Annotated in this window: 18 protein-coding genes; 8 read left to right on the top strand and 10 right to left on the bottom strand. The window is 70.3% G+C overall.

The window, feature by feature from the left end:
- The first annotated feature begins 59 nt into the window (after window positions 1-59).
- A complete protein-coding gene (locus tag HUW46_RS42065; RefSeq protein ID WP_215544230.1) occupies window positions 60-404 on the top strand; it encodes a hypothetical protein in 345 nt (114 codons plus the stop codon).
- On the opposite strand, the gene HUW46_RS42060 is transcribed toward HUW46_RS42065, so the two are convergent.
- The 3 genes from HUW46_RS42060 to HUW46_RS42050 are packed head-to-tail and all read right to left on the bottom strand — an operon-like array spanning window position 382 to window position 4571.
- The gene (locus HUW46_RS42060) at window positions 382-1413 is read right to left on the bottom strand and encodes an NAD(P)/FAD-dependent oxidoreductase (protein WP_215544229.1); all 1032 of its coding nucleotides are present in this window, start codon (window positions 1411-1413) and stop codon (window positions 382-384) included. The two genes, HUW46_RS42065 and HUW46_RS42060, sit on opposite strands and share 23 nt — an antisense overlap.
- On the bottom strand, window positions 1406-3328 hold the full coding sequence (locus HUW46_RS42055) for a LodA/GoxA family CTQ-dependent oxidase (RefSeq protein WP_215544228.1): 1923 nt from the start codon (window positions 3326-3328) through the stop codon (window positions 1406-1408). Before HUW46_RS42055 ends, HUW46_RS42060 begins: the two co-directional genes overlap by 8 nt.
- Complete coding sequence (locus HUW46_RS42050; RefSeq protein ID WP_215544227.1) at window positions 3321-4571, bottom strand: ferritin-like domain-containing protein; 1251 nt, start codon at window positions 4569-4571, stop codon at window positions 3321-3323. The genes HUW46_RS42055 and HUW46_RS42050 overlap by 8 nt, the downstream gene beginning before the upstream one ends.
- 243 nt (window positions 4572-4814) lie before the next feature.
- Here HUW46_RS42050 and HUW46_RS42045 point away from each other — a divergent pair, with 243 nt between their 5' ends.
- The 6 genes from HUW46_RS42045 (at window position 4815) to HUW46_RS42020 (ending at window position 9936) form a co-directional block, all read left to right on the top strand.
- A complete protein-coding gene (locus HUW46_RS42045; protein WP_215544226.1) occupies window positions 4815-5972 on the top strand; it encodes an acyl-CoA dehydrogenase family protein in 1158 nt (385 codons plus the stop codon).
- Window positions 5969-6769 (top strand): HpcH/HpaI aldolase/citrate lyase family protein, encoded by an 801-nt coding sequence (locus HUW46_RS42040; protein ID WP_254125498.1) that lies wholly within the window; start codon window positions 5969-5971, stop codon window positions 6767-6769. The genes HUW46_RS42045 and HUW46_RS42040 overlap by 4 nt, the downstream gene beginning before the upstream one ends.
- The gene (locus HUW46_RS42035) at window positions 6766-7914 is read left to right on the top strand and encodes an acyl-CoA dehydrogenase family protein (protein ID WP_215544225.1); all 1149 of its coding nucleotides are present in this window, start codon (window positions 6766-6768) and stop codon (window positions 7912-7914) included. Before HUW46_RS42040 ends, HUW46_RS42035 begins: the two co-directional genes overlap by 4 nt.
- A gap of 9 nt (window positions 7915-7923) precedes the next feature.
- The gene (locus tag HUW46_RS42030) at window positions 7924-8826 is read left to right on the top strand and encodes an FAS1-like dehydratase domain-containing protein (protein ID WP_215544224.1); all 903 of its coding nucleotides are present in this window, start codon (window positions 7924-7926) and stop codon (window positions 8824-8826) included.
- Complete coding sequence (locus tag HUW46_RS42025; RefSeq protein WP_215544223.1) at window positions 8823-9236, top strand: pyridoxamine 5'-phosphate oxidase family protein; 414 nt, start codon at window positions 8823-8825, stop codon at window positions 9234-9236. The genes HUW46_RS42030 and HUW46_RS42025 overlap by 4 nt, the downstream gene beginning before the upstream one ends.
- Window positions 9237-9324: 88 nt before the next feature.
- Window positions 9325-9936, top strand: a complete 612-nt coding sequence (locus HUW46_RS42020) for a TIGR03086 family metal-binding protein (protein ID WP_215544222.1) — start codon at window positions 9325-9327, stop codon at window positions 9934-9936.
- Window positions 9937-10037: 101 nt separating this feature from the next.
- Here HUW46_RS42020 and HUW46_RS42015 read toward each other — a convergent pair whose 3' ends face one another.
- Both HUW46_RS42015 and HUW46_RS42010 read right to left on the bottom strand, forming a co-directional pair.
- A complete protein-coding gene (locus HUW46_RS42015) occupies window positions 10038-11375 on the bottom strand; it encodes an MFS transporter (RefSeq protein WP_215544221.1) in 1338 nt (445 codons plus the stop codon).
- Entirely contained in the window at window positions 11341-12162 is an 822-nt protein-coding gene (locus HUW46_RS42010) for a MurR/RpiR family transcriptional regulator (RefSeq protein WP_215544220.1), read from the bottom strand. Before HUW46_RS42010 ends, HUW46_RS42015 begins: the two co-directional genes overlap by 35 nt.
- Window positions 12163-12253: 91 nt before the next feature.
- Here HUW46_RS42010 and HUW46_RS42005 point away from each other — a divergent pair, with 91 nt between their 5' ends.
- Complete coding sequence (locus tag HUW46_RS42005; RefSeq protein ID WP_215544219.1) at window positions 12254-13705, top strand: aromatic amino acid ammonia-lyase; 1452 nt, start codon at window positions 12254-12256, stop codon at window positions 13703-13705.
- A 284-nt stretch (window positions 13706-13989) separates the two neighbouring features.
- Here the strand turns inward: HUW46_RS42005 and HUW46_RS42000 are convergent, their stop codons facing one another.
- The 5 genes from HUW46_RS42000 to HUW46_RS41980 form a co-directional block, all read right to left on the bottom strand.
- The gene (locus tag HUW46_RS42000) at window positions 13990-14667 is read right to left on the bottom strand and encodes a response regulator transcription factor (RefSeq protein ID WP_215544218.1); all 678 of its coding nucleotides are present in this window, start codon (window positions 14665-14667) and stop codon (window positions 13990-13992) included.
- A gap of 147 nt (window positions 14668-14814) precedes the next feature.
- Window positions 14815-16860 (bottom strand): AAA family ATPase, encoded by a 2046-nt coding sequence (locus HUW46_RS41995; protein ID WP_215544217.1) that lies wholly within the window; start codon window positions 16858-16860, stop codon window positions 14815-14817.
- 253 nt (window positions 16861-17113) lie between these two features.
- Complete coding sequence (locus tag HUW46_RS41990) at window positions 17114-18286, bottom strand: 4-hydroxybenzoate 3-monooxygenase (protein ID WP_215544216.1); 1173 nt, start codon at window positions 18284-18286, stop codon at window positions 17114-17116.
- 7 nt (window positions 18287-18293) lie between these two features.
- Window positions 18294-18971, bottom strand: a complete 678-nt coding sequence (locus HUW46_RS41985; RefSeq protein WP_254125496.1) for an O-methyltransferase — start codon at window positions 18969-18971, stop codon at window positions 18294-18296.
- 14 nt (window positions 18972-18985) lie between these two features.
- A complete protein-coding gene (locus HUW46_RS41980) occupies window positions 18986-20014 on the bottom strand; it encodes an alcohol dehydrogenase catalytic domain-containing protein (protein WP_215544215.1) in 1029 nt (342 codons plus the stop codon).
- Between the last annotated feature and the right edge of the window lie 309 nt (window positions 20015-20323).

The raw sequence follows: 20323 nt of genomic DNA, 5'->3' as shown, positions 1-20323 counted from the left end.
ACTGTACCATCTGTCAATAGTGCACAAGTTGAACAGTTGGCAGAGGAAAGGGAGACGCCGTGATCGCCTTGCTGGTGGCCAACACCTTCGTCGCCGCCGTGACCGTCGCTTTCGCCGTCGTGGCGGTGGTTCGTCCGGCGGCGCTGAGCCGCAGCGCCGCGCCGACCGGCGGTGAGCGGTTCTACGGCTGGATGTACGCGGTCAGAGCGGTTCCGCTGGGCGCGCTCGCCGGGGTGCTGCCGCTGGCCTGGTCCGGACCGGCCTGCGCGGTGGCGCTCCTCGCCGCCGCCGTCGCGCAGCTCGGCGACGCCGGTATCGGCGCCACCCGCCGGGAATGGGGCATGACGGCGGGAAGTTCCGTCGCCGCGGCGGTCCACGTCATCACCGCGGTCGCGGTGTGGTGACCGCCCATCGCCTCGTCCAAAATGGACTGATCCAGCGGCGTTCGAGGCGGTACAGGTCGCGGCGCTGCCGGAGGTAGTCCGCGAACCGGCGGCCGAGGCCGCGTTCGTGCCCCAGCCGCCGCGTCGCGATGAGGTCCGCGGCCAGCACGCCCGATCTGATCGCCTCCGCGATTCCCGCACTGCTCAACGGATCCAGCGCCATCGCGGCGTCCCCGACGGCGATCCAGTCCCGGCCCGCGTCCGGCACGAGCAAGTGGGATCGGGCGTCCCGGACGGTCAGCGCCGGCTCGTCCGGCGGCGCGCCGATGTGGCGGGTCCGCCGGAGCGCCGCCAACCACGGTGCCGGGCGCGCACACCCGTCACGGCGGAGGAGATCGACGTCGGACAGCCACGCGATCACCGACCGGTCGCCCGGCTGCGGCGACGCGTACCACCACCCGTTTTCGGCCGCTTCGAGCACGACATGACCTCGCACCGAGGGGTCCGGCACGATCGCGGTGACGCCGACCAGCCGGTCGGCGAACCACCGCCGTGCCCCTCGCGCGGTGGCGAACGCGGCACGGCGCCCGGTCGCGTCGACGACGACGTCCGCGGTCAACCGCGTCGCACGGCAGGTGATGGACCAGCCCGACGGGGTGCGGCTGGCGGCGCGGTGGCGATCCGGCACGAGTACCGCGCCAGCGGCGACGGCGGTGGCGCGCAACATTCGGTCGAACCGCGCGCGGTCCAGATGCCATCCGGGACCGAGGCCGTCGAGCAGGTAGTCGCGATGCGCCAGACCGGGCGCACCCCATTCCGACGCGGTGCCGAGCGAGCGCGGGTGTTCCCGGTCGAGCTCGGCCGTGCCGAGGCCGAGAAGACCCAGCGCGGTGGTGATCGAGGGCGGGACCGACTCGCCCGCCGTCACCCCGGCCGGGTCGACAAGGACGACCTCGTACCCGGCGCGCCGCAACGCGATCGCGGCGCTCGTCCCGGCCGGTCCCGCCCCGAGCACGACGACCCTAGTCACGCGGCCGGTTGTGGTCGTCGAGCACGAAACCCGGGCGCGGCAGCGTCCGCCGCACTTCGACGAACCGCGGCGGATCCGGGGCCTCGGTGTCATCGCGCGGACCGATCCGCGCGTTGTGCATGACGAACCCGAGTTCGTGCCAGTGCTCGGCCATCTCGAGCCGATCGGCGAAGGCCACGTAGTCCGCGGCGGTCTGGTCGCGAACGGTACCGATCCACCCGACGTGGTTCCATTCGTCCTTTTCGGACACCGCGCCGGGCTTCTCCCGCCTGGCGTAGACGAACATCGGCCGATGCGCGGGCCACCACCAGAGATGGTGCCCGTCGCTCTCGTGCACCGCGCAGCCGTTGAAATCGGCCTGCCACGGCACGGACATGTACTTCGTGACGTCACCGGGCTCGAGCCCGTCCGCCGGATCGGTGGCCAGGCTCAGCCTGCCCGCCTCCACCGGCAGGTTCGCGACCGGCGCGAAGCGGAACCGGAACGGCTTGGCGTAGACCGCGGGCACCCGCGAGAGCCAGCCCATCTCGATCCCCGGCGAGAACGGCGGCCCCGAGCTGTTGCCGAGCGCGGCCGCGGTCAGCCGGTGCCCCGGATGCCACTCCGGGCCGGACATCGGGTTGGGCGTCTCGTCCGCGGTGCGGAAGTTCCCGTCGGCCCACTGGCCGAGCAGGAAGTACTGGGTCGGGGTGAGGGTGTGGAACTTCGCCGTCTGCTGGCTGCTGATGTCGTCGCCCGCGATGTAGGGCATCAGCCGGTAGCCGGTGCCGGGCGAGCTGAGCGTGTTCGGGGCCTGCGGCGGCCGCAGCGACTCGAACAGGTAGCGGCGGATCTGGTCGAACCGGGGATCCTTGGTGCCCAGCCGGTCGAGGTCGAAGGTGTGCACCTTGGGCGGCACCGCGACCACCCACGGGACCTCGGTGGCGCGGCGCAGGATCGGTTCGATCTCGGTCGGGTAGTGCGGCCGGTACCCCTGCTGCCACTGCCCTTCGCGGTAGATGCCCGGCCGGATGCCCTCGTGCCGGACCGCCATGTCGAACAGGGTGTCGTACAGCGTGACCAGGGTGACGACCTCCGGGGCGTAGGACGGCGGGGCGACGATCGCCCACGACGTGTCGAGCAGGCGGATCTCGTGCTCCGGCCCGACCTGCTCGCCCCGCTGGTCGACCACCCGCACCACCATCGTGGCCGACACCGGCCCGTCGGAGACGTCGTCCCACCAGTGGTCGTTGTTGTCATCGTCGCCGAGCGCGGGCGCGGCGCTGGTGGTGTAGGCGACCCCGGCCCCGCCGAGCAGGAGCAGCCCGCCGTCGTCCCCTGCCGTGATCCGCCCGAGCGTGGTGATCCGCTCCCGGTCCGGATCCGGGCCGTCCGGCGGGAAGGTGCTGCGCCCGTCCCCGTCGTTCCGGTCGAATTCGCCGGTCCTGGTCCCCCTCGTGCTGACCGTGCGCGGGCCGGGGTCGATGATGAGCCCGCGCCGGTCCTCGCCGCGGACGTCCGCGTTGCGTAGCGGATGCCTTGGCGGATAACCCTTCTCGCCCACCCCGCCCTCGAACTGGTACCAGGCCGCCTTCTTGTTGGCCAGGTGCGCGGTCCACACGACGTCGACGATCTGGGCGCTCCCGCCGTCCGGCAGCGGGAGCGCGGTGCCGATCCTGAGCGGTTCCCGGCGATCTTCGTGGTAGAGGGCGAACGTCGCGGCCTGCTTGCGGAGACGGCCCTGCCGGTCCCGGAAACCGGACACGTCGAACGGCGGCCCGCCGTCGCTTTCCGTCGGGAGCCGCCCGATTCCCTCCGGCGGCAGGTAGTAGTCGTCGGTGGTGTCGCCCGGCCCGGTGTTCCCGACCCTGGCGACCCCGATGGCCGGGAAGATCGACACCGATGCGGCGAGGCCTTCCAGAACGTGGTCAGACATCGCCGTACTCCCCCTCGTCGGCCGCGGGTTGGTTCTCCCTGATGCGGCGCAAGGTGGCGCCGAGCGTGTCCGACCCGCCGCGGTACCGCCCCGTGCCCAGGTCCGCGATGAGGCGGTCGAGCGCCGCCGATCTCCGGCGCTCCCGCGCGGGCACGTACCGGAAGGCGGGTCCCGCCGTCGGATCGGCGGCGGTGTAGCCCGCGGGGGCGATCGTGGTCTGCATGAGCTCCGTGGCGAGCCCGGGGAGGGTCACCCGCATCGCGGGAACGACCCTGGTGAAGAACAGGTCCTTGTCACCGCGCAGCGCTTTCTGCAGGTCGTCGACCAGCGCGCTGTACGCGTGGTCGAACAGATCGCTGAGTTCGACGGCGAGCGCGTTCTCGTACTTCTCCCTGCCGGGATTGGCGATCATCGGATACGTCGGGGGAAGCGGGGTGGTGCCGTCGGCGATCGCCTTGAACTTGAAGTAGTGCGACAGTTCCAGCGGGGTGCCCAGTACCGGGCCGTAGGTGCCGTCGGCACGCGGCCCGTAGTACTCGTACTGCCCCCACGGCTCGCGAACCCGGTAATCGGGATCGCGCAGTTCGCCGGTCATGTCGGCGCCTTCGCCCTGTTCGACGATCTCGTTGATCGCCCTTTTCGCTGAGTCGAGGTCCCGCACGATGATGACGGTGCCGCCGCTGTTCCCGAAGTTCCAGCGCTCGCTCTGCCGCGCCGCGTCGTATTTGCCGGTGTCGTGGTCGTACTCCTCGAATTTGGCGAGAATCGCCGCGTACAGCTGGCCGATGGTGGAAAATCCCGCTTCCTGCGGCGGCGCGTCCGGCTGCGCGGGTTGCTCGATCCGCATGAAGGTGCTTCGGAACAACTCGGCAGACGCGGCCATCAGCTGGAGGTAGGGGCCGCCGTCCTCGGCGTCCTCGGAAAGATGAGCGGGATAGCGCGGTGGAAACGGATTCCCGCGGCCGGGTGGGACGACGAGCTCCGGTTCTCCGCCGACCGCGTTGAGGAGGTTCGCCGCGAGGTTGAGGTGGATCATCTCCTCCAACACGACCCCGCGGACGAACTGGTACGCCTCCGATCCCTTGTCCTTGATCGAATACATCGCCGTCAGGTAGGGCGGAATGGTCGCGAACTCGACCCGTAACGCGATCTGCAGCAGTTCCTGCAACGTCCTGCCGCTGAAGGATCTGGTCGCCGAGGACGGAATTATGTAGCGAGCACCGTATTCGGTGACAGAGCCCATGGTCGCTCCTTCGCAGACGCTGGTGACGATTCCGGTCGAACATCGAGAGAATCGGGCTGCGCGGCGTCTGGGCAGCCGAAATCGACGTGGAACCTGTTCGGGTGCTGGGCGATTCCGCGGAGAGCCGTCGGTGCCCGTTCCGCCGTCCAGTGTCGCAGCGCGCCACCCTCCGCTGCATCGCCCGACTGGCCTCACTTCGACGTGCTCCACGATCCTGATCAAGCCGTGGTCCATAGTGGGGGGATGGCAGCCGTGAGCCCCGAGGACTTCCGCCCGATCGTCGAGCTGGTGCGTGATTTCGTGCGGACGAAGGTGATCCCGCGCGAGCTGGAGATCATGAACGACGACGCGATTCCCGGCGACCTGCGTGCGCAGGCGGCGGAGATGGGGTTGTTCGGCTACGCGATCCCGCAGGAGTGGGGCGGGCTCGGGCTCGATCTGTCCCAGGACGTCGAGCTGGCGATGGAGTTCGGGTACACGTCGCTGGCGCTGCGGTCGATGTTCGGCACCAACAACGGCATCGCCGGGCAAGTGCTGGTCAACTTCGGCACCGACGCGCAGAAGGCGGAATGGCTGGAGCGCATCGCTTCGGGTGAGGTGGTGGCCTCGTTCGCGCTGACCGAACCCGGTGCCGGGTCGAACCCGGCGGGCCTGCGCGCCAAGGCGGTCCGTGACGGCGACGGCTGGGTGCTCGACGGCGGGAAACGGTTCATCACCAACGCCCCGATCGCCGATCTGTTCGTGGTGTTCGCCAGGACCCGGCCCGCGGACGAGTCGGGGCCGGGCATCGCGGTGTTCCTGGTACCCGCGGACAGACCCGGCGTGGAGGTCGGGCCCAAGGACGCGAAGATGGGCCAGGAAGGCGCCTGGACCGCGGACGTCACCTTCTCGAACGTCCGGGTGCCCGCGTCGAGCCTGGTCGGCGGTGACGAGGACGCCGGGTACCGCGCGGCGATGACCTCGCTGGCGCGCGGCAGGGTGCACATCGCCGCGCTCGCGGTCGGCACCGCGCAACGCGCACTGGACGAATCGGTCGCCTACGCCGCTTCGGCCACCCAGGGCGGCACGCCGATCGGGGAATTCCAGCTGGTGCAGGCGATGCTGGCGGATCAGCAGACCGGGGTCATGGCCGGGCGCGCGCTGGTGCGCGAGGCGGCGGCGCGCTACGTGTCCGGGGAGGACCGCCGGCTCGGGCCGTCCGCGGCCAAGCTGTACTGCACCGAGATGGCGGGCAAGGTGGCCGATCTGGCGGTGCAGATCCACGGCGGCACCGGCTACATGCGCGAGGTCCCGGTCGAACGGATCTACCGGGACGTCCGGCTGCTGCGGCTCTACGAAGGCACCAGCGAGATCCAGCGGCTCATCATCGGCGGCGGCCTGATCCGCGGAGCGAAGCGGTGACCGCGCGGGCAGGTGACGCCGCCACGATGCTGTTCGTCCCGGGTGACCGCCCTGACCGGTTCGCGAAGGCGGCCGCGGCCGGGGCGGATCTGGTGGTGCTGGACCTGGAGGACGCGGTCGCCCCGGACCGGAAAGCGGAGGCGCGCGGGCACGTGGCGCGCTGGGTCGCCGGCAACCCTGGGTGCGCGGTGCGCGTCAACGCCGCCGAAACCCCTTGGCAGGGCGAAGATTTGGCGGTCGTGTCCCGGTACGAATGTGTCGTCATGCTGCCGAAGGCTGACCCGGCCGCGGCCCGCGCTGTCACGAACGAGCTGATCGCGCTGGTCGAAACCGCGCGGGGCGTTCTTGACGCACGAGAAGTCGCGGCGGTGCCGAACGTGCGGCGCCTCGCGTTCGGCAGCTTCGATCTCGCCGCGGAGCTGGGTGTGGACCCAGCCGATCGGGACGCCCTCGCCCCGGCCAGGAGCGCGCTGGTGCTCGCCTCGGCGGCAGCGGGGTTGTCCGGTCCCGTCGATGGGGTCACCGCCGACCTCCACGACGAAACGGTGCTCACCGACGACGTCCGGTACGCCAGGCGGCTGGGGTTCACCGGAAAGCTGTGCGTACACCCGAAACAGGTCCCGATCGCCGCCGCGGCCCTGTGCCCGACCGGCGAGGAGGTGCGCTGGGCGCGGTCCGTCCTCGGCGCGGCGAGCCACGGTGGCGCGGCGGCGGTGCGCGGTCAGCTGGTTGACAAGCCGGTCCTCGACCGCGCCCGGCGCATCCTCCGGTACGCACCAGAAGGGAACGGGCGATGACGCTCACCGACGACGAAAAGCAGATGGTCGCCCTCGTCGCGGAGTTCGTGGACGAACGGGTCCGCCCGCGCGTGCGCGAGTTCGAGGCGGACGACGTCTACCCGGCCGAGTTCATCGACGAGATGAAGAAGCTCGGGTTCTTCGGGTTGCTCGCCCCTGCCGAATACGGTGGCGTCGACGTGAGCACCGCTTGTTTCGCGCGGGTGACCGAGGAACTGGCGCGCGGCTGGATGAGCCTGGCCGGGGCGATCGGCGGGCACTCCGTCATCACCTACCTGATCAAGACCTTCGGCACCGCGGCACAACGCGAGAAGTACCTGCCCGCGATGGCCGAAGGCCGCATCCGCGCGACCATGGCGCTCACCGAACCCGGCGGCGGCAGCGATCTGCAGGCCATGCGCACTCACGCCGATCCCGACGGCGACAGGTGGTCGATCACCGGGTCGAAGACGTGGATCTCCAACGCCGCGCACTCCGGGTTGATCGGCCTGCTCTGCATCACCGATCGCGATTCCTCCCCCGCGCACCGCGGGATGAGCGTCCTGCTCGTCGAACCCGGCGACGGCATGACCATCTCCAAGAAGCTCCCCAAACTCGGCTACCGCGGCGTCGAAGCCTGCGAAATCGTCTTCGAAGAACACGACGTGCCCGGTGACGCCGTGCTCGGCGGCACCCCGAACCGCGGCTGGGCACACATGATGCGCGGTCTCGAAGTCGGCCGCGTCCAGGTCGCTTCGCGTGCACTCGGCGTCGGCCAGGCCGCACTCGACGACGCCGTGAAATACGCCCAGGAACGGGAATCCTTCGGCAAACCCATCTGGAAGCACCAATCCGTCGGCAACCTCCTCGCCGACATGGCCACCAAGATGCGCGCCGCCAGACTCCTCACCCTCGACGCCGCCGAAAAGCTCGACGCGGGCGAACGCGCCGACCTGGAAGCAGGAATGGCGAAGCTGTTCGCCTCCGAAACCGCCATGCAAGTCGCACTCGACGCCCTCCGGGTCCACGGCGGCTACGGCTATTCCAAGGAATACGACGTCGAACGCTACTTCCGCGACGCGCCCCTGATGATCGTCGGCGAGGGCACCAACGAAATCCAGCGCAACGTGATCGCCGCCCAGCTCATCGCCCGCAACAGGATCTGAGGGGCCGCCGTGTCCTCACCGCACTGGGAGCCGCGCACCGTCATCACGTCCGAGCGGGCCGATCCCGCACCGGTCGCCGCGCTCGCCGCGCTCTTCGACGACGGCATCCCCGCTCCCCGCCCCGGCGACGAACTGCCACCCCTGTGGCATTGGGTGGCGCTCCCCCGCTGGCCCGCCGCCGCCGACCTGGGCCCCGACGGGCACCCGGCGCGGGGCGACTTCCTCCCTCCGGTCGACCTGCCCCGTCGCATGTTCGCCGGCGGCGAGCTGACCTTCCACGCTCCACTGCATGTCGGAGAAACCGTCCGGCGGGAGTCCACAGTGGAATCCGTGACCGAGAAGGACGGCCGCTCCGGCAAGCTCGTCATCGCCGCCGTCCGCACCCGGCTGTCCACTGAGGACGGAATGCTCGCGATCGACGAACGGCAGGACCTGATCTACCGGGAAGCCGGGTCGGCCGCGTATACGCCTCCGCCGGTCGAGGACGCGGCCGCGCTCCGGCCCTCGGGTTCCCCGTTCCGCCGCGCCGCCACCGGGAACTGGGAGTTCACCACCGACCCCACGCTGCTCATGCGGTTCTCCGCGGCCACCGCGAACCCGCACCGCATCCACTACGACTGGCCGTACACGACCCGCGTCGAAGGGTATCCCGGCCTGGTCGTGCACGGACCGCTGATGTCGCTCGCACTGGCCGAGGCGCTGCGGCTGGACCGGGTTCCCGGCCGCGTGGTCCGGCTGGCGCACCGCAACAAGGCACCGCTATTCTGCGGCGAATCCGCCCGGCTGGACCTGGCCCAGTGCGAGGACGGCTGCACCGCGGACCTGATCGGGCCGGGCGGCACGGTTCGTACCAGCCTCACCGTCCACATCGGACTAAATGGCCCGGTGAGAACGGATGGAGAAGGTCGATGAGCCTGTTCACCGATCCGGAGATCGACTTCCTCCGGCAGCACCGGGTGGGGCGGTTGGCGACCTCGGGCAAGTCCGGCCGGCCGCACGTCGTGCCGGTCCTCTACCGGTTCGACGCCGAGCGCGGCTCGTTCGGGATCGGCGCGCGCGAACTCCCCGAACGCGGCCAGGACCGGCTCTACGCCCGGCACGTCGCGGTCAACCCCCAGGTCGCCTTCGTGGTCGACGATTTCACCAGCGAGCCGTCGTGGACCCCTCGGGGCGTGACGGTCAAGGGCGAGGCGAGGGTGCACACCGAAGGCGGCGAGCTGCTCGGCTTCGGCCCGCGGTGGCTGGAGATCGTGCCCGGCTGGGTCTCCTCGTGGGGCGTCGGCACGGATCCGTTCCGCCCCGCCGTACCGCGGCGGGGCTGACCGCGACGTCCGATCGCCGCCAGCGCACCGCGGCCGGACCGACGAGCATGGCCGGAAACGTCCACAATGGAATGGAAGATCCGGTCGCATGTTCGAACACGACGATGACGAGGCCCTGTTCGGCCACCTGCGCACGGCCAACGCCGGGCTGCTCGACCGGCTGCGCCGGGTGCGCCACGAGCACTGGGCCCAGCCGACCCCGTGTGCCGAGTGGACCGTGCGCCAGCTGGTGAGCCATCTGGTCCAGGCCAATCTTATCTACGCCCTGCTGCTGCGGGGCGGCCGCAAGGAGCAGTTCATCACCATCCGGGAGCAGGACACCCTCGGCGACGACCCGCTCGCCGCGTTCGAGCGCGCTGCCGCGGAGTGCTCCGCGGAATTCCGCGCGGAAGGTGCGCTCGACCGGGCCGTCGACTACCCGTTCGGGCCGGTCGTCGGACGCCAGCTGCTCGGGTTGCTGATCGCGGACGTCGTGGTGCACACGTGGGATCTCGCTCGCGCGATCGAAGGCGACGAGCGACTGGATCCCGAGCTGGTTTCGTGGACCCACGCCAACATCGAGGCGATCTTCGACGGGGTGAGCGACGGTCCTACCGCGACGGACAACAGCGGCAACTACTTCGCGTACCCGCCGTCGGCCCCGCCGAGGTCGGCCGATCCGCAAAACCTGTTGCTGCACCTCATGGGGCGCACCAGCTAGCTGTGCATGCCCCGAAGGTGGCCTTCGGGGCACTGGATTCCCCGAACCCCACCTTCGGGGCACGCCAAGGCCCGCCGCGAGGGCCAACCATCGCCCCGTGGTCAGTCCAGGCTGGCGTTCTTGGTTTCCGGGGCCCACAGGATCGAGCTGATCAGTCCGGCGACGAGGACGAGCGTCAGTACGAGCATGGTCGGCGAGAACCCGATCCCGTCCAAGCTGAGCGGAAGCAGGAACGTGCCGATCGCGGAGCCGATGCGGCTGAGGCCGTTGAGCAGTCCGACGCCGGAGCTGCGCAGATCCGTGGGGAACAGCTCGGCCGGGTAGACCTGGTCGAGATTCACCGCGGCGGACATCGTGAAGGTGAACACGAGGAACAGCGGGAACAGCAGCGCGGTGGGTGCGTCGGGCCAGACGGCCATCGGGGCGAGGCTGGCGATGAGCACCACGAACGACCAGATCGTCAGCCCGCGCCGCGTCGCCTTGGCCACGAGCCACAGCCCGCACAGGCTGCCCACGAGGAGGAAGAGGTTCAGCAGGCCGTCGCTGGTGGTGTCCTCCTCGCCGACGCCCATTTTGAGCAGCACCAACGGAAGGAAGGTGTAGATCGCGAAGTACGGCACCACCTGGGCGTTGTAGAAGATCGCGCCGAACGCGGTGCGCCGCCAGTACTTCCGGCCGAACAGGTCGCGGTACCTCGCCCTGCGTTCGGCCTGGTGCGAACCCGCCAGCGATTCGAACGCGGCTTCGTCGCCGCCGAGCCTGCGCACGACGGCGCGCGCCTGCTCCACCCGGCCGCGCGTGAGCAGCCATCGCGGCGACTCCGGCACGCCGATGCGCAGCAGCACCACGGCGATCGCGGGCAGGCAACTGCTCGCGAGCAGCCAGCGCCAGGCGTCTCCGCCCAGTGTCACCACGTAGTTCCCGAGGAAGAACGCCGCCACGTAGCCCACCGTCCACAGCACCGTCAGCGACGCGAGCAGCCCGCCGCGGTACCTGCGGGGCACGAACTCGGCCACGAGCGTCGGCCCGAGCGCGTAGTCGGCGCCGATCCCGATCCCGATCAGCAACCGCAGCACGAAAAGCTGCCCCGGATCGGTCACGAAGAACTCGGCCGCCGAAGCCACCGCGATCAGCAGGAAGTCCAGGGTGTAGAGGCGCTGGCGGCCGATCTTGTCAGCGGCCCAGCCGACGAGGACGCTGCCGAGGAAGATCCCGATCAGCGCCGAGGCCCCGAGCAGGCCCTCCCACACCGGTCCGAACCCGAGCCTCCCGGCGATCACCGGCAGCGCGATGCTGATGATGCCGAGTTCGTAGCCGTCGGAATAGTTGGCGCAGAAGGTGAGCGCGGTGATGCGCAGGTGGAATCGGTTGAGCGGGACGTCGTCGAACGCGGCGCCGGTGACCTCAGTCCGGGAGGAAGAGGTCCTGGTCTGCGGCATAGTCTTCGAAGCCTTCCAGTCGTTGCCTGGCGAGCGCGCCCGCGGCGTCGGCCATCGCCTCGACCAGCGCGACGGACAGCGACACGACCGCGGCGTGGGAGTCGAACACGAACTCCGAAGCCACGCCCGCGTGCAGCACGTCGTCTGCGGACGGGGTCAGGGACGACACGGGTCGGTCGGTGACCAGGAGGGTGCGCAGCCCGAGCGAACGGGCCTGCGCGAGGGCCTCGGCGCTCTCCCTCGGGTAGCGGGGAAGGGCGAACAGGACCAGTACACCCGCGCCACGCCGGTGGGCGTGCCGCACGGCGTCGCCGAACACACTGCCCGCGTCAGTGACGAGCTGCACGTCCGGATGGATTTTCCTTGCCAGATAAGCGAATGAAGCCGCCTGCGCGGCGGAAACCCGGTAGCCGGTGATCACCAGCGGCCGCGACGCCATGAGCCGTTCGGCAATGGAGCGCAGGCGCGTCTCGTCCGCCAGCTGGGCGCGCAGCGCCGTCAGGTTGCGCAGGTCGGCGTCGATCGCCGCCTGGAACTTGTTGCCGCCCTCGGTGGCCGGTTCGTCCGAGGCGTCGCGAAGGTAGCGGCGGAACTCGCCGTAGCCGTCGAACCCGAGCAGTGCGACGAACCGGGTCACGGACGGCTGGCTCACTTCGGTGCACTGCGCGAGCTCGGCGCTGGTCAGCGCCGCGGCGTCGGCGGCGCGCTCGGCGAGGTAGCTGGCGATGCGCCGCTGCGCCGGCGTGAGCCGGTGCGCCGTCAGCAGGTCGTGCAGAGACCGGGACACTCGGACCTCCCGCCGTACTTGCCACCCGAGCGAATGAATAGTTTCATGTCACCCTAAGAGTGAATCAAAACTTGTCAAGCGAGAGGTCGTGATGACCGACAGCAGCCGGATCGAGATCAGGGGCGAGGGGCTGCGCTGTGCCGACGTGGTCAGGGTCGCCCGCCGCAGCGCGTGGGCGGACCTCGCACCCGAAGCCGCCGAACGGGCCACTCGCGGGTACGAACTCGCCGTGGAACTGGGCGCCAAACGCGCGGTCTACGGCCGCACCACCGGGGTCGGCGCGAACCGCCACACGGTGGTGGACGCGGAAACGGCCGACCAGCACGGCCTGCGGTTGCTCCGCAGCCACGCGGGCGGCACCGGCGACCCGCTGCCCGACGACGCCGTGCGCGCGATCATGGTCATCCGGCTCAACCAGCTCGCCGCCGCGGGCAGCGGCGTGCACCCCAGGATGTTGCGGGCACTCGAAACCGCGCTGCGGGTCGGCGCGCTGCCGCTCGTGCACTCGCGCGGCGCGATCGGCACCGGCGATCTCACCGCACTCGCCGAGATCGCGCTGACGCTCGCCGACGAACTCCCCTGGGCGGCGGGAGCGCTGGATCCCGTGCCGGTCAGCCCCGGTGACGCGCTGGCGTTCATCTCCAGCAACGCCGCGACACTGGCCGAAGCCGTACTCGCCTGGCACGACCTGTCCCGGTTGCTCGCGGCGAGCCACGTGGTGACCGCGTTGACGTTCTGCGCGCTCGGCGGCTCCCCCGAGGCCTATTCCGAACGCGTGCACCAGGCAAGGCCGCATCCGGGGGCGATCCGGTGCGCGGCCGAACTCCGCAGGCTGCTGAGCACCCCCGACGACCTGCCGACCGGGCGGCGGCTGCAGGATCCGTTCGGGCTGCGCGCTTTTCCCCAGGTTCAAGGCCCGGCGCTCGAAGCCGCGGAGAACGTCGAACGGGTGCTCGGCATCGACCTCAACGCCGCGGCCGAAAACCCGTTGATCGACGTGGAAACCGAGCAGGCGTACCACCACGGCCAGTTCTCGACCGCGCACGTGGCGCTCGCCTTCGACCACCTGCGCGCCGCGCTCCACCACGTCGCCGAACTGTCCACCGCGCGGCTGGGCGATCTCGTCGAGCCCGATCTCAGCGGGCTTCCGCCGTTCCTCGCCGAAGGTCCGCCTGGCAGCTCCGGGATCATGATCCTCGAATACGTGGCCCACGATGCGCTCGGGACACTCCGGCACGCCGCGTCTCCCGTCACGCTGGGCACCGCGGTGATCTCGCGCGGCCTCGAAGACCACGCGAGCTTCTCCACCCACGCCGTGCGCAGCACCGTCGCGGCCGCCGCGGCGTATCGCACCGTGCTCGCCTGCGAACTCCTCGGCGCCGTCCGCGCGCTGAGGATGGCCGGTACGCGACTCCCCGCCACTCCCCTGCGCGACGCACTGCGGCTCGCGGAAAACACCTTGCCGCACACAGCGGAGGACCATCCGCTGAGCGCCGAAATCACCAAGGCCGAACGGCTCCTCGACCGGCTCGCCACTCTCTGAGCCTGCCGAACGCCTTGGCCAGCTTGGGTTTCACGAGCGGAGGTGCCGGTTGCCGAGGGGTGGCAACCGGCACCGCTATCCGCACTGTCACACAACCACCTTCGAGCAGTGCTAGATCACGCCGGATCGCGGCGAGTCCAGTGTGAAGCGCGTGGATCCCAGGGAGCGCGAGATGCCCCGGGCTCGCTCGCGGGGTGAATGCCCCTGATGGCCACCAGGGCAAAACCTCCCCGATCTCCGCGAGCTACGTCGGCACCTCCGCAGGAGCTTCCTTTGAAGCAGTGCTAGATCACGCCGGATCGCAGTGCGTAGGCGACCGCGTGCGAACGGCTGTGGAGGCCGAAGCGGGACATCAGGCCGTGGAGCACGTTCTTCACGGTGCTCTCCGAGTACGCGAGCGCGGCCGCGATCTCTTCGGTGCCGCGGCCGTCGGCGAGCAGCCGGAGCACGTCCCGCTCGCGCGCGGACAGGCCGGACAGCGTGAGGCCGTTGGGCTCCAGCACGTCCTCCCGAATCCGGTCCAGCTGCTGGAGCAGGCTGCCCTGCACCCGGGGCGGCAGGTACGCCAGGCCCTTGCTGACCGCGAGAACGGTCCGCACCAGTTCCGCGCTGGTGGTGTCGGACCGCCGCAGCAGCGCGGCCATCCCGCATTCGATCGCGGTGATCACGGCGTCGGTCCGGAAGTGGTCGGTGACGATCACGCAGCGGGGCGGCGAAGGCAGCCGCGTTTTCGCCCGCACGTCCCGCAGGAAGGCGAAAACGTCGTTGTCGATGGAATCCTCGACAACCACGATCACCTCGGCCAGCGACAGGTCGGCGCCGGTCAGGACGTTCAGGCGCCGGTCGACGCCGAGGATGCTGGCCGCGCCGAGCCCGGTCATCGGGTCCGACGCGTGCACGGCGACCATCACGGTCGCGGCCTCGGACTCCGCGGTGTTCGGCGGAAGACAGGTCAGGGTCATAGTCAAGTCTCCAGTTAGCTCAGCGGCCGTGGGCGCACTCCGCTACTCGACCGTTCGTCAAACTCGATCATCACCGAGCCGGCCGGTCGATCACCAGGTCAAAGGGGTGTTCACTCCTGTCCACTTCTGCGCGGACAGTGCGGACGGTCAGGGGGAACCGCGTCCTTCACGAGCGGCCCAAAGGATCGCGCAGACCTCGCGCGTGCCCGACCGCAGATGCCGCCGGTAGGTGCCGAACGGCATACCGAGGCGCGCCGCCGCCGCTTCCTGGGTCGTGGCGCGCTCGAGGTAGGTGGCCCGCAGCGCGCGATGGTGGTTGACCCGGCGGGGATCGCCCGCGAGTTCCTCGACGGCTTTGAGTACCGCCTCGCGCAAAGCCGCCGCGTCCCGGTGGACGCGCACGAGCGGATTCGCCGCGAAGACTTCTTCGTCGTGCCAATCGCGCAGGAGCTGCTTGACGGCCTCGAAGTGCTGTTCCTGCGTCATGGCGACGGGAGACGGGAAGGCCCGCGCCGCCTCGGCACCGGGCACGGCGCCGCCGATCCGGGGCATGATCCGCTCCAGGTGCGCCGGGAGCGGGATTTCCCGCCAGTCGTGCACGAACACGCCCCAGTTCCCGTCCCCGAGAGCCGGTATCGAGTCGTACAGCCGGTAGTCGAACCACTCGAGCTTGGGAGCGAAGCCTTCGGCGTCCGGCAGGACGAGGAAGCTCGCGACGAGACCGTCGCGGTACCGCAACTGCTCGGTGGAAATCCGCGAGCTGTGCGCGTTGGCGGCGGTCGTGTACCGCGTCGTGGATGGTGCGGGCACCAGGAAACGGGCCACGCCGACGTGTTCCCCGGTGTTCACCCCGCCGGTGCGGTCGAGGTACTCCTTGACGGGCGCGAGCGCGGGGTCGGCGGTCAGGTCGTCGGAACCGGGGCGCAGGCGCAGCCAGGCGAAGAAGGACACCGGCACCATGTCCGCGGCGCGGCAGTAGACCTGGAACGCTTCGGGACGGCGATCGAGCCAGTACGCGACCCGCGCCGCGTACTCGTCACCTTGGTCCTCCCGTGCCAGGCGAAGCAGATCTTCCCGCTCCGCCGGCGCGTACTCGCGTTCGAACAGCGCCTCGGGTTCCACGTCGACGATGTCCTCGCGCACGTAGTCGGTGTACCGGAAGAGGTAGGTGATTTCCGACGACGCCACCGGGACGGCGTCTCCCGACGCGTTCTGCGCGCGTTCGCCCAGGTGCTGCCACATCCGCGCGTGCAGGGCGGAGTACGCCGCGGGATCGCGCCACTTGAACGACGAGTCGAGGACGTCGCGCACCAGTTCGTGGGCGGCGAGCCCGTGCGGTCCTGGCTCCACGTAAGGCAATCCGCCGAGCCAGTCGAACACGGCGACGGCGTCATCCTCGCCGAGCCCGGTGCGCAGCAGATCGACGGTCACGTGCCGCACATGGGCGCAGACGCGCAGGCCGTACTCGTGGGCCGGCGAAGGCACTCGATCGATCAACCTGGCCAGCAGGGTCTCGATGACATCGGGGCTGGGGGCCCAAGTCGCGTCGTCGAGCGACGTCGCGGTCTCGGCCGCGAGGCAGAGCGCGAGCGGATGCCCACCGGCGAAACCGTTCACGGCCGAGTGCAGCGAGCCGGGAACCCCGCGCTCGTCGAGCAGGTCCGCGACCTCGTCCGGGGTCAGCGGCTCCAGCGAGATCGCGCGCACGAGCTGCCGCCATCCTGGGTCGAGCGTCCAGTTCGGCTCCGGTTTGCGCCGCCCGGCCACGACGACGACGGTGTCCTCCGGCACCGTCGGCAGGAAGTGCTCCCGTAGCCAGGTCTCGAGGACCTGGCAGTGCTCGAACCCGTCGACGACGAGGACCGGCCGGTCGGCGGTCTCCACCGGCGCGGCTTCCTCGGTGAACGCGGTCGTGGAGGCGAGCACGTACTCCCCGCTGACCCACGCGACGGTGTGCCCGAGGTCTTCGGCGTCGTCGGCCAGCCGCCTCAGCAGCGCGGACTTGCCGATCCCGCCGGGACCGTGCACGAACAGCACCCGTGGCGCGTCGGGGTCACCCCGCAACGCCGAAGCGAACAACCGGCGCTGCGCGACCCTGCCGACGAAGCCCTGGTGGCGGAGCAGCCGCACGCGGTCGGCCATCGATCGCCGCCGCGCCCGGCGCACCGGCAGCTTGCGGACTGCGTCGTTCACGCGTTGCCCCTCCACAGCTGCGCGGTCCCACTGCTCGTCCACGCTAGAGCATGCCCAGGGCATCGCGATTGACACGATCGCGTCATGCGCGGCACTCCCCCGGCGGTCCACCATGGTGCGCTCCTGTGAGTCGGCTGTGAAAACGTTGTCGTTCACAGCCATGGATGCGCACCGGGCCCGGCGCGATGCCCGGGAATGGGATCAACCACCCCGGCGCAACCCCGCGCCGGCTCACGCGTCCGTTACAGCGGAGTCAACCCGCGTAGTCCTTGGCGAATCCGGTGGCGCTCGCCGGGGAGGAACCCCATTTCCTCAACCGCGCCACCTGCAGCCGGTGGTGGAACTCCGGGTCTCCGGTCCGCGGTGCGCACAGCAGCTCGATCATCGCGTTCGACAGCTCCTGGGTCGCCCACACCCGCCGCACCACCGCCGAGCCGTACCCGGTGAGAAGGCGATCGTCACCCGTCCTGACGGCGCACCGGATCGCGCCAGCCAGCTCGACGGCGTCGGCGACGGCGAGGTTCATCCCCTTGCCGCCGAACGGGGTGATGATGTGCGCCGCGTCGCCGACCAGGAACATCCTGCCGTAGCGCAGTTCTTCGGTCACCGCGGACCGCATGCCGAACAGGGCGGTCTCCATGATGGGCCCTGGACGCGGCAGCGGGCCGTCGGCGACCGCGAACCGGCGGCGCAGCTCAGCCCAGATCCGCTCCTCGCCCCAGTCGGCGAGCTCGTCGCCCGGCTCGGTCTGGAGGTAGAACCGGCTCGTGTCGGGGGTACGCAGCGCGTGGATCGCGCAGCCGTCGCGGTGCAGGGCGTACACCATGTCGGCGGCGATCGGCGGGGTCGCGGACAGGATGGCGAGCAGGCCGGAACCGTAGTCCTTGGTGACGGTGTGCGCGTCGATGCCGGCGACCATCCGGCGGCAGGCACCGAGGCTGCCGTCGCACCCGGCGACGAACGAGGCCCGCAGTTCGCCCGGATCGCCAGCGGGATCGGAAAACCGGACCACCGGCGACTCGGACTCGAGTGCGGCGACCTCGGTGACCGGGGTGTCGAACCGGATGCGCCCGCCGCCGCGGAGCAGCCGGTCGATCAGATCGCGGACCAGGAACTGCTGCGGATAGACGTAGTGGACGCGGTCACCGTTGAGGCGACCGTAGTCCAAGGTGAACCGCTCCCCCGCGAACCGGAATTCGCAGCGGCGGTGGGTGGTGTTCGCCCGCAGGAGCCCGTCGGCCAGCCCGTGCTCGCGCAGGGCCTGCACGGTGCCGTACTCGATCAGCCCCGCCCTGGCCCGGTTTTCCACGTGCGCGCGGCTCGACCGTTCGAACACCACCACCGGTATCCCGCTGTCGTGCAGGATGTTCGCCAGCACCAGACCGGCCGGGCCCGCCCCGACCACCGCGACCCGACCCTGGTCCATCCCGCGCTCAGACCGCGGGCTCGGCGAGGCGTCTGGCGAGCGTGACCCCGTCCGCCAGGTGCATCATCACCAGCTCGACGCGCTCGTCGGCACGGGCGTGCTCGTTGAACGCGTGCACCGCCGCGGCCTTGCTCCCCGGCGCGGGGTCCACCACCTGACCGGAAAACAGCGTGTTGTCCACGACCAGCAAACCGCCAGGGCGCACCCTCGGCACCAGCTCGTCCCAGTAGCCGAGGTAGCCGGGCTTGTCGGCGTCGATGAAGACCAGGTCGAGATGCGCGATGCCGGGCAGCGAGCGGAGGGTGTCCAGCGCGGGGCCGACGCGGACGTCCACCCGGTCCGCGACACCGGCCCGCTCCAGGTAGGACTCGCCGATCTCGGCGCAGCGCGCGTCGATCTCACAGGTCAGCACCCTGCCCCCTGGCGGGAGCGCCCTAGCGAGCGCGATCGTCGAGGACCCGGTGAACATGCCGACTTCCACGATCGCGCTCGCGCCGGTGAGCCGCACCAGGAAGCCGAGCAGCGCCGCTTCGTCCAGCGGCAACGTCATGTGCCCCATGGCAGGGAACTTCTCCCGGCTCACTTCCGCCAGCTCTTCCAGCAACGGGTCGGCCGCGCGTCCGTGCCGGACGACGTAGCGGTGGATTTCGGCGGTCGGCTCAATTGCCTTGTGCGAAACGGGCAAGGCGGTTCTCCTCTTTACCGTGCGGCGAGCCGGTCGATCCGGACGACGGTCTTTCCCACGGCCGAATCGTGGCCGTGGGAAAGCAGCTCGGGGGTGTTTTCCAGCGACAGCGTTTTCCCGATCAGCGCACCGGGATCGAGGCGGCCCGCGGCGAAAATGTTCACCAGTACCGGGAAAAGGGCACCGCAGTGTCCCCGCGACCCGATCAGCCGAGCCGCGTTCGAGACCCACGGGTTCGTGTCGACCCGTGCGGGCACATCGGTTCTGGACACCAGCACGACGCGCCCGCCCGGCCGGAGGTGGCGCTCGATCACCGGCAGCGTCGACGCCGGGTCGCCCGAGGCTTCCACGTGCACTTCGGCGTCCAGATCGTGCCGTGGAGCTTCGCCGGGGCCGAGGCACGACGTGAAACCCAGCCGTGCCGCGAGTTCGCGGCGTTCCGCCAGCGGTTCCACCCCGATCACCCGGCTGGCGCCCGCGATCTGGCATAGCAGACCCGCGAACAGGCCGAGCGGCCCGAGCCCATGCACCGTCACGCGTTCCCCGGGGCGGACGCCGCCGCCTTCGACGAACAACGCGTTGTAGACGCACCCCAGTGGTTCGAGGAGAGCACCGGCGAGAAGGGCGTCCTCCCGGCTCCAACCGTTGTCGCGCAACGGGTTCAGCCGATGGCAGGCCGTCTGCGGTACGACGACGTACTCGGCGAGCGCGCCGGGCGCGGTCAATCCCGCGAGGACGGCGTTCTCGCACTGGTTGCGACGACCTCCGAGGCACGTGTCGCAGACACCGCAGGCGAGCACGCTCTCCAACGCCACGAGATCGTGCAGCCGGACACGCGTCACCAGTTCCCCGGTTCCGACGACCTCGCCCGACGCCTCGTGACCGAGCACCACGGGCAGGGCGAGCGGCCCGCCGAATCTCGGGGTGCCATCGGGGTGGAACCGGCACGCGTCGAAGTCGGTGCCGCAGATGCCGCACAGTTCGACCCGCACGAGGACCTCCGTCGGCCCCGGCACGGGAATCGGCCGGCTCACGACGTCCATGCGACCGATACGCGAGCCCTCGTCAGGGGCGCTGAGCACGAGCGCGCGCATCCGACCTCGATCAACCTGCCGCAGTTCGCCTCCCGCTTTCGCGACGCCCACGGTCACCTCGAGACCCGAATTCCGGACTTTTCGTCCTCGCTCATTTTTCGCGCCCTTCCGCGGACTGGCGGCACGGTCCGGAATAATCGTGATCTCGCACGCCGGGATTATTGTTCGCCACTCAGCATGAGCATAGGGAGGCGAGCTTCGCCCCACAAGGCGCTCATATCCCCGAAAACGCGTCGCCACCAGTGATCCGCCCCACTC

Source organism: Amycolatopsis sp. CA-230715, assembly GCF_018736145.1.
Lineage (GTDB): Bacteria > Actinomycetota > Actinomycetes > Mycobacteriales > Pseudonocardiaceae > Amycolatopsis.
Note: the sequence above shows the minus strand (reverse complement) of the source record. Positions and strands in the feature narration are given on the sequence as shown.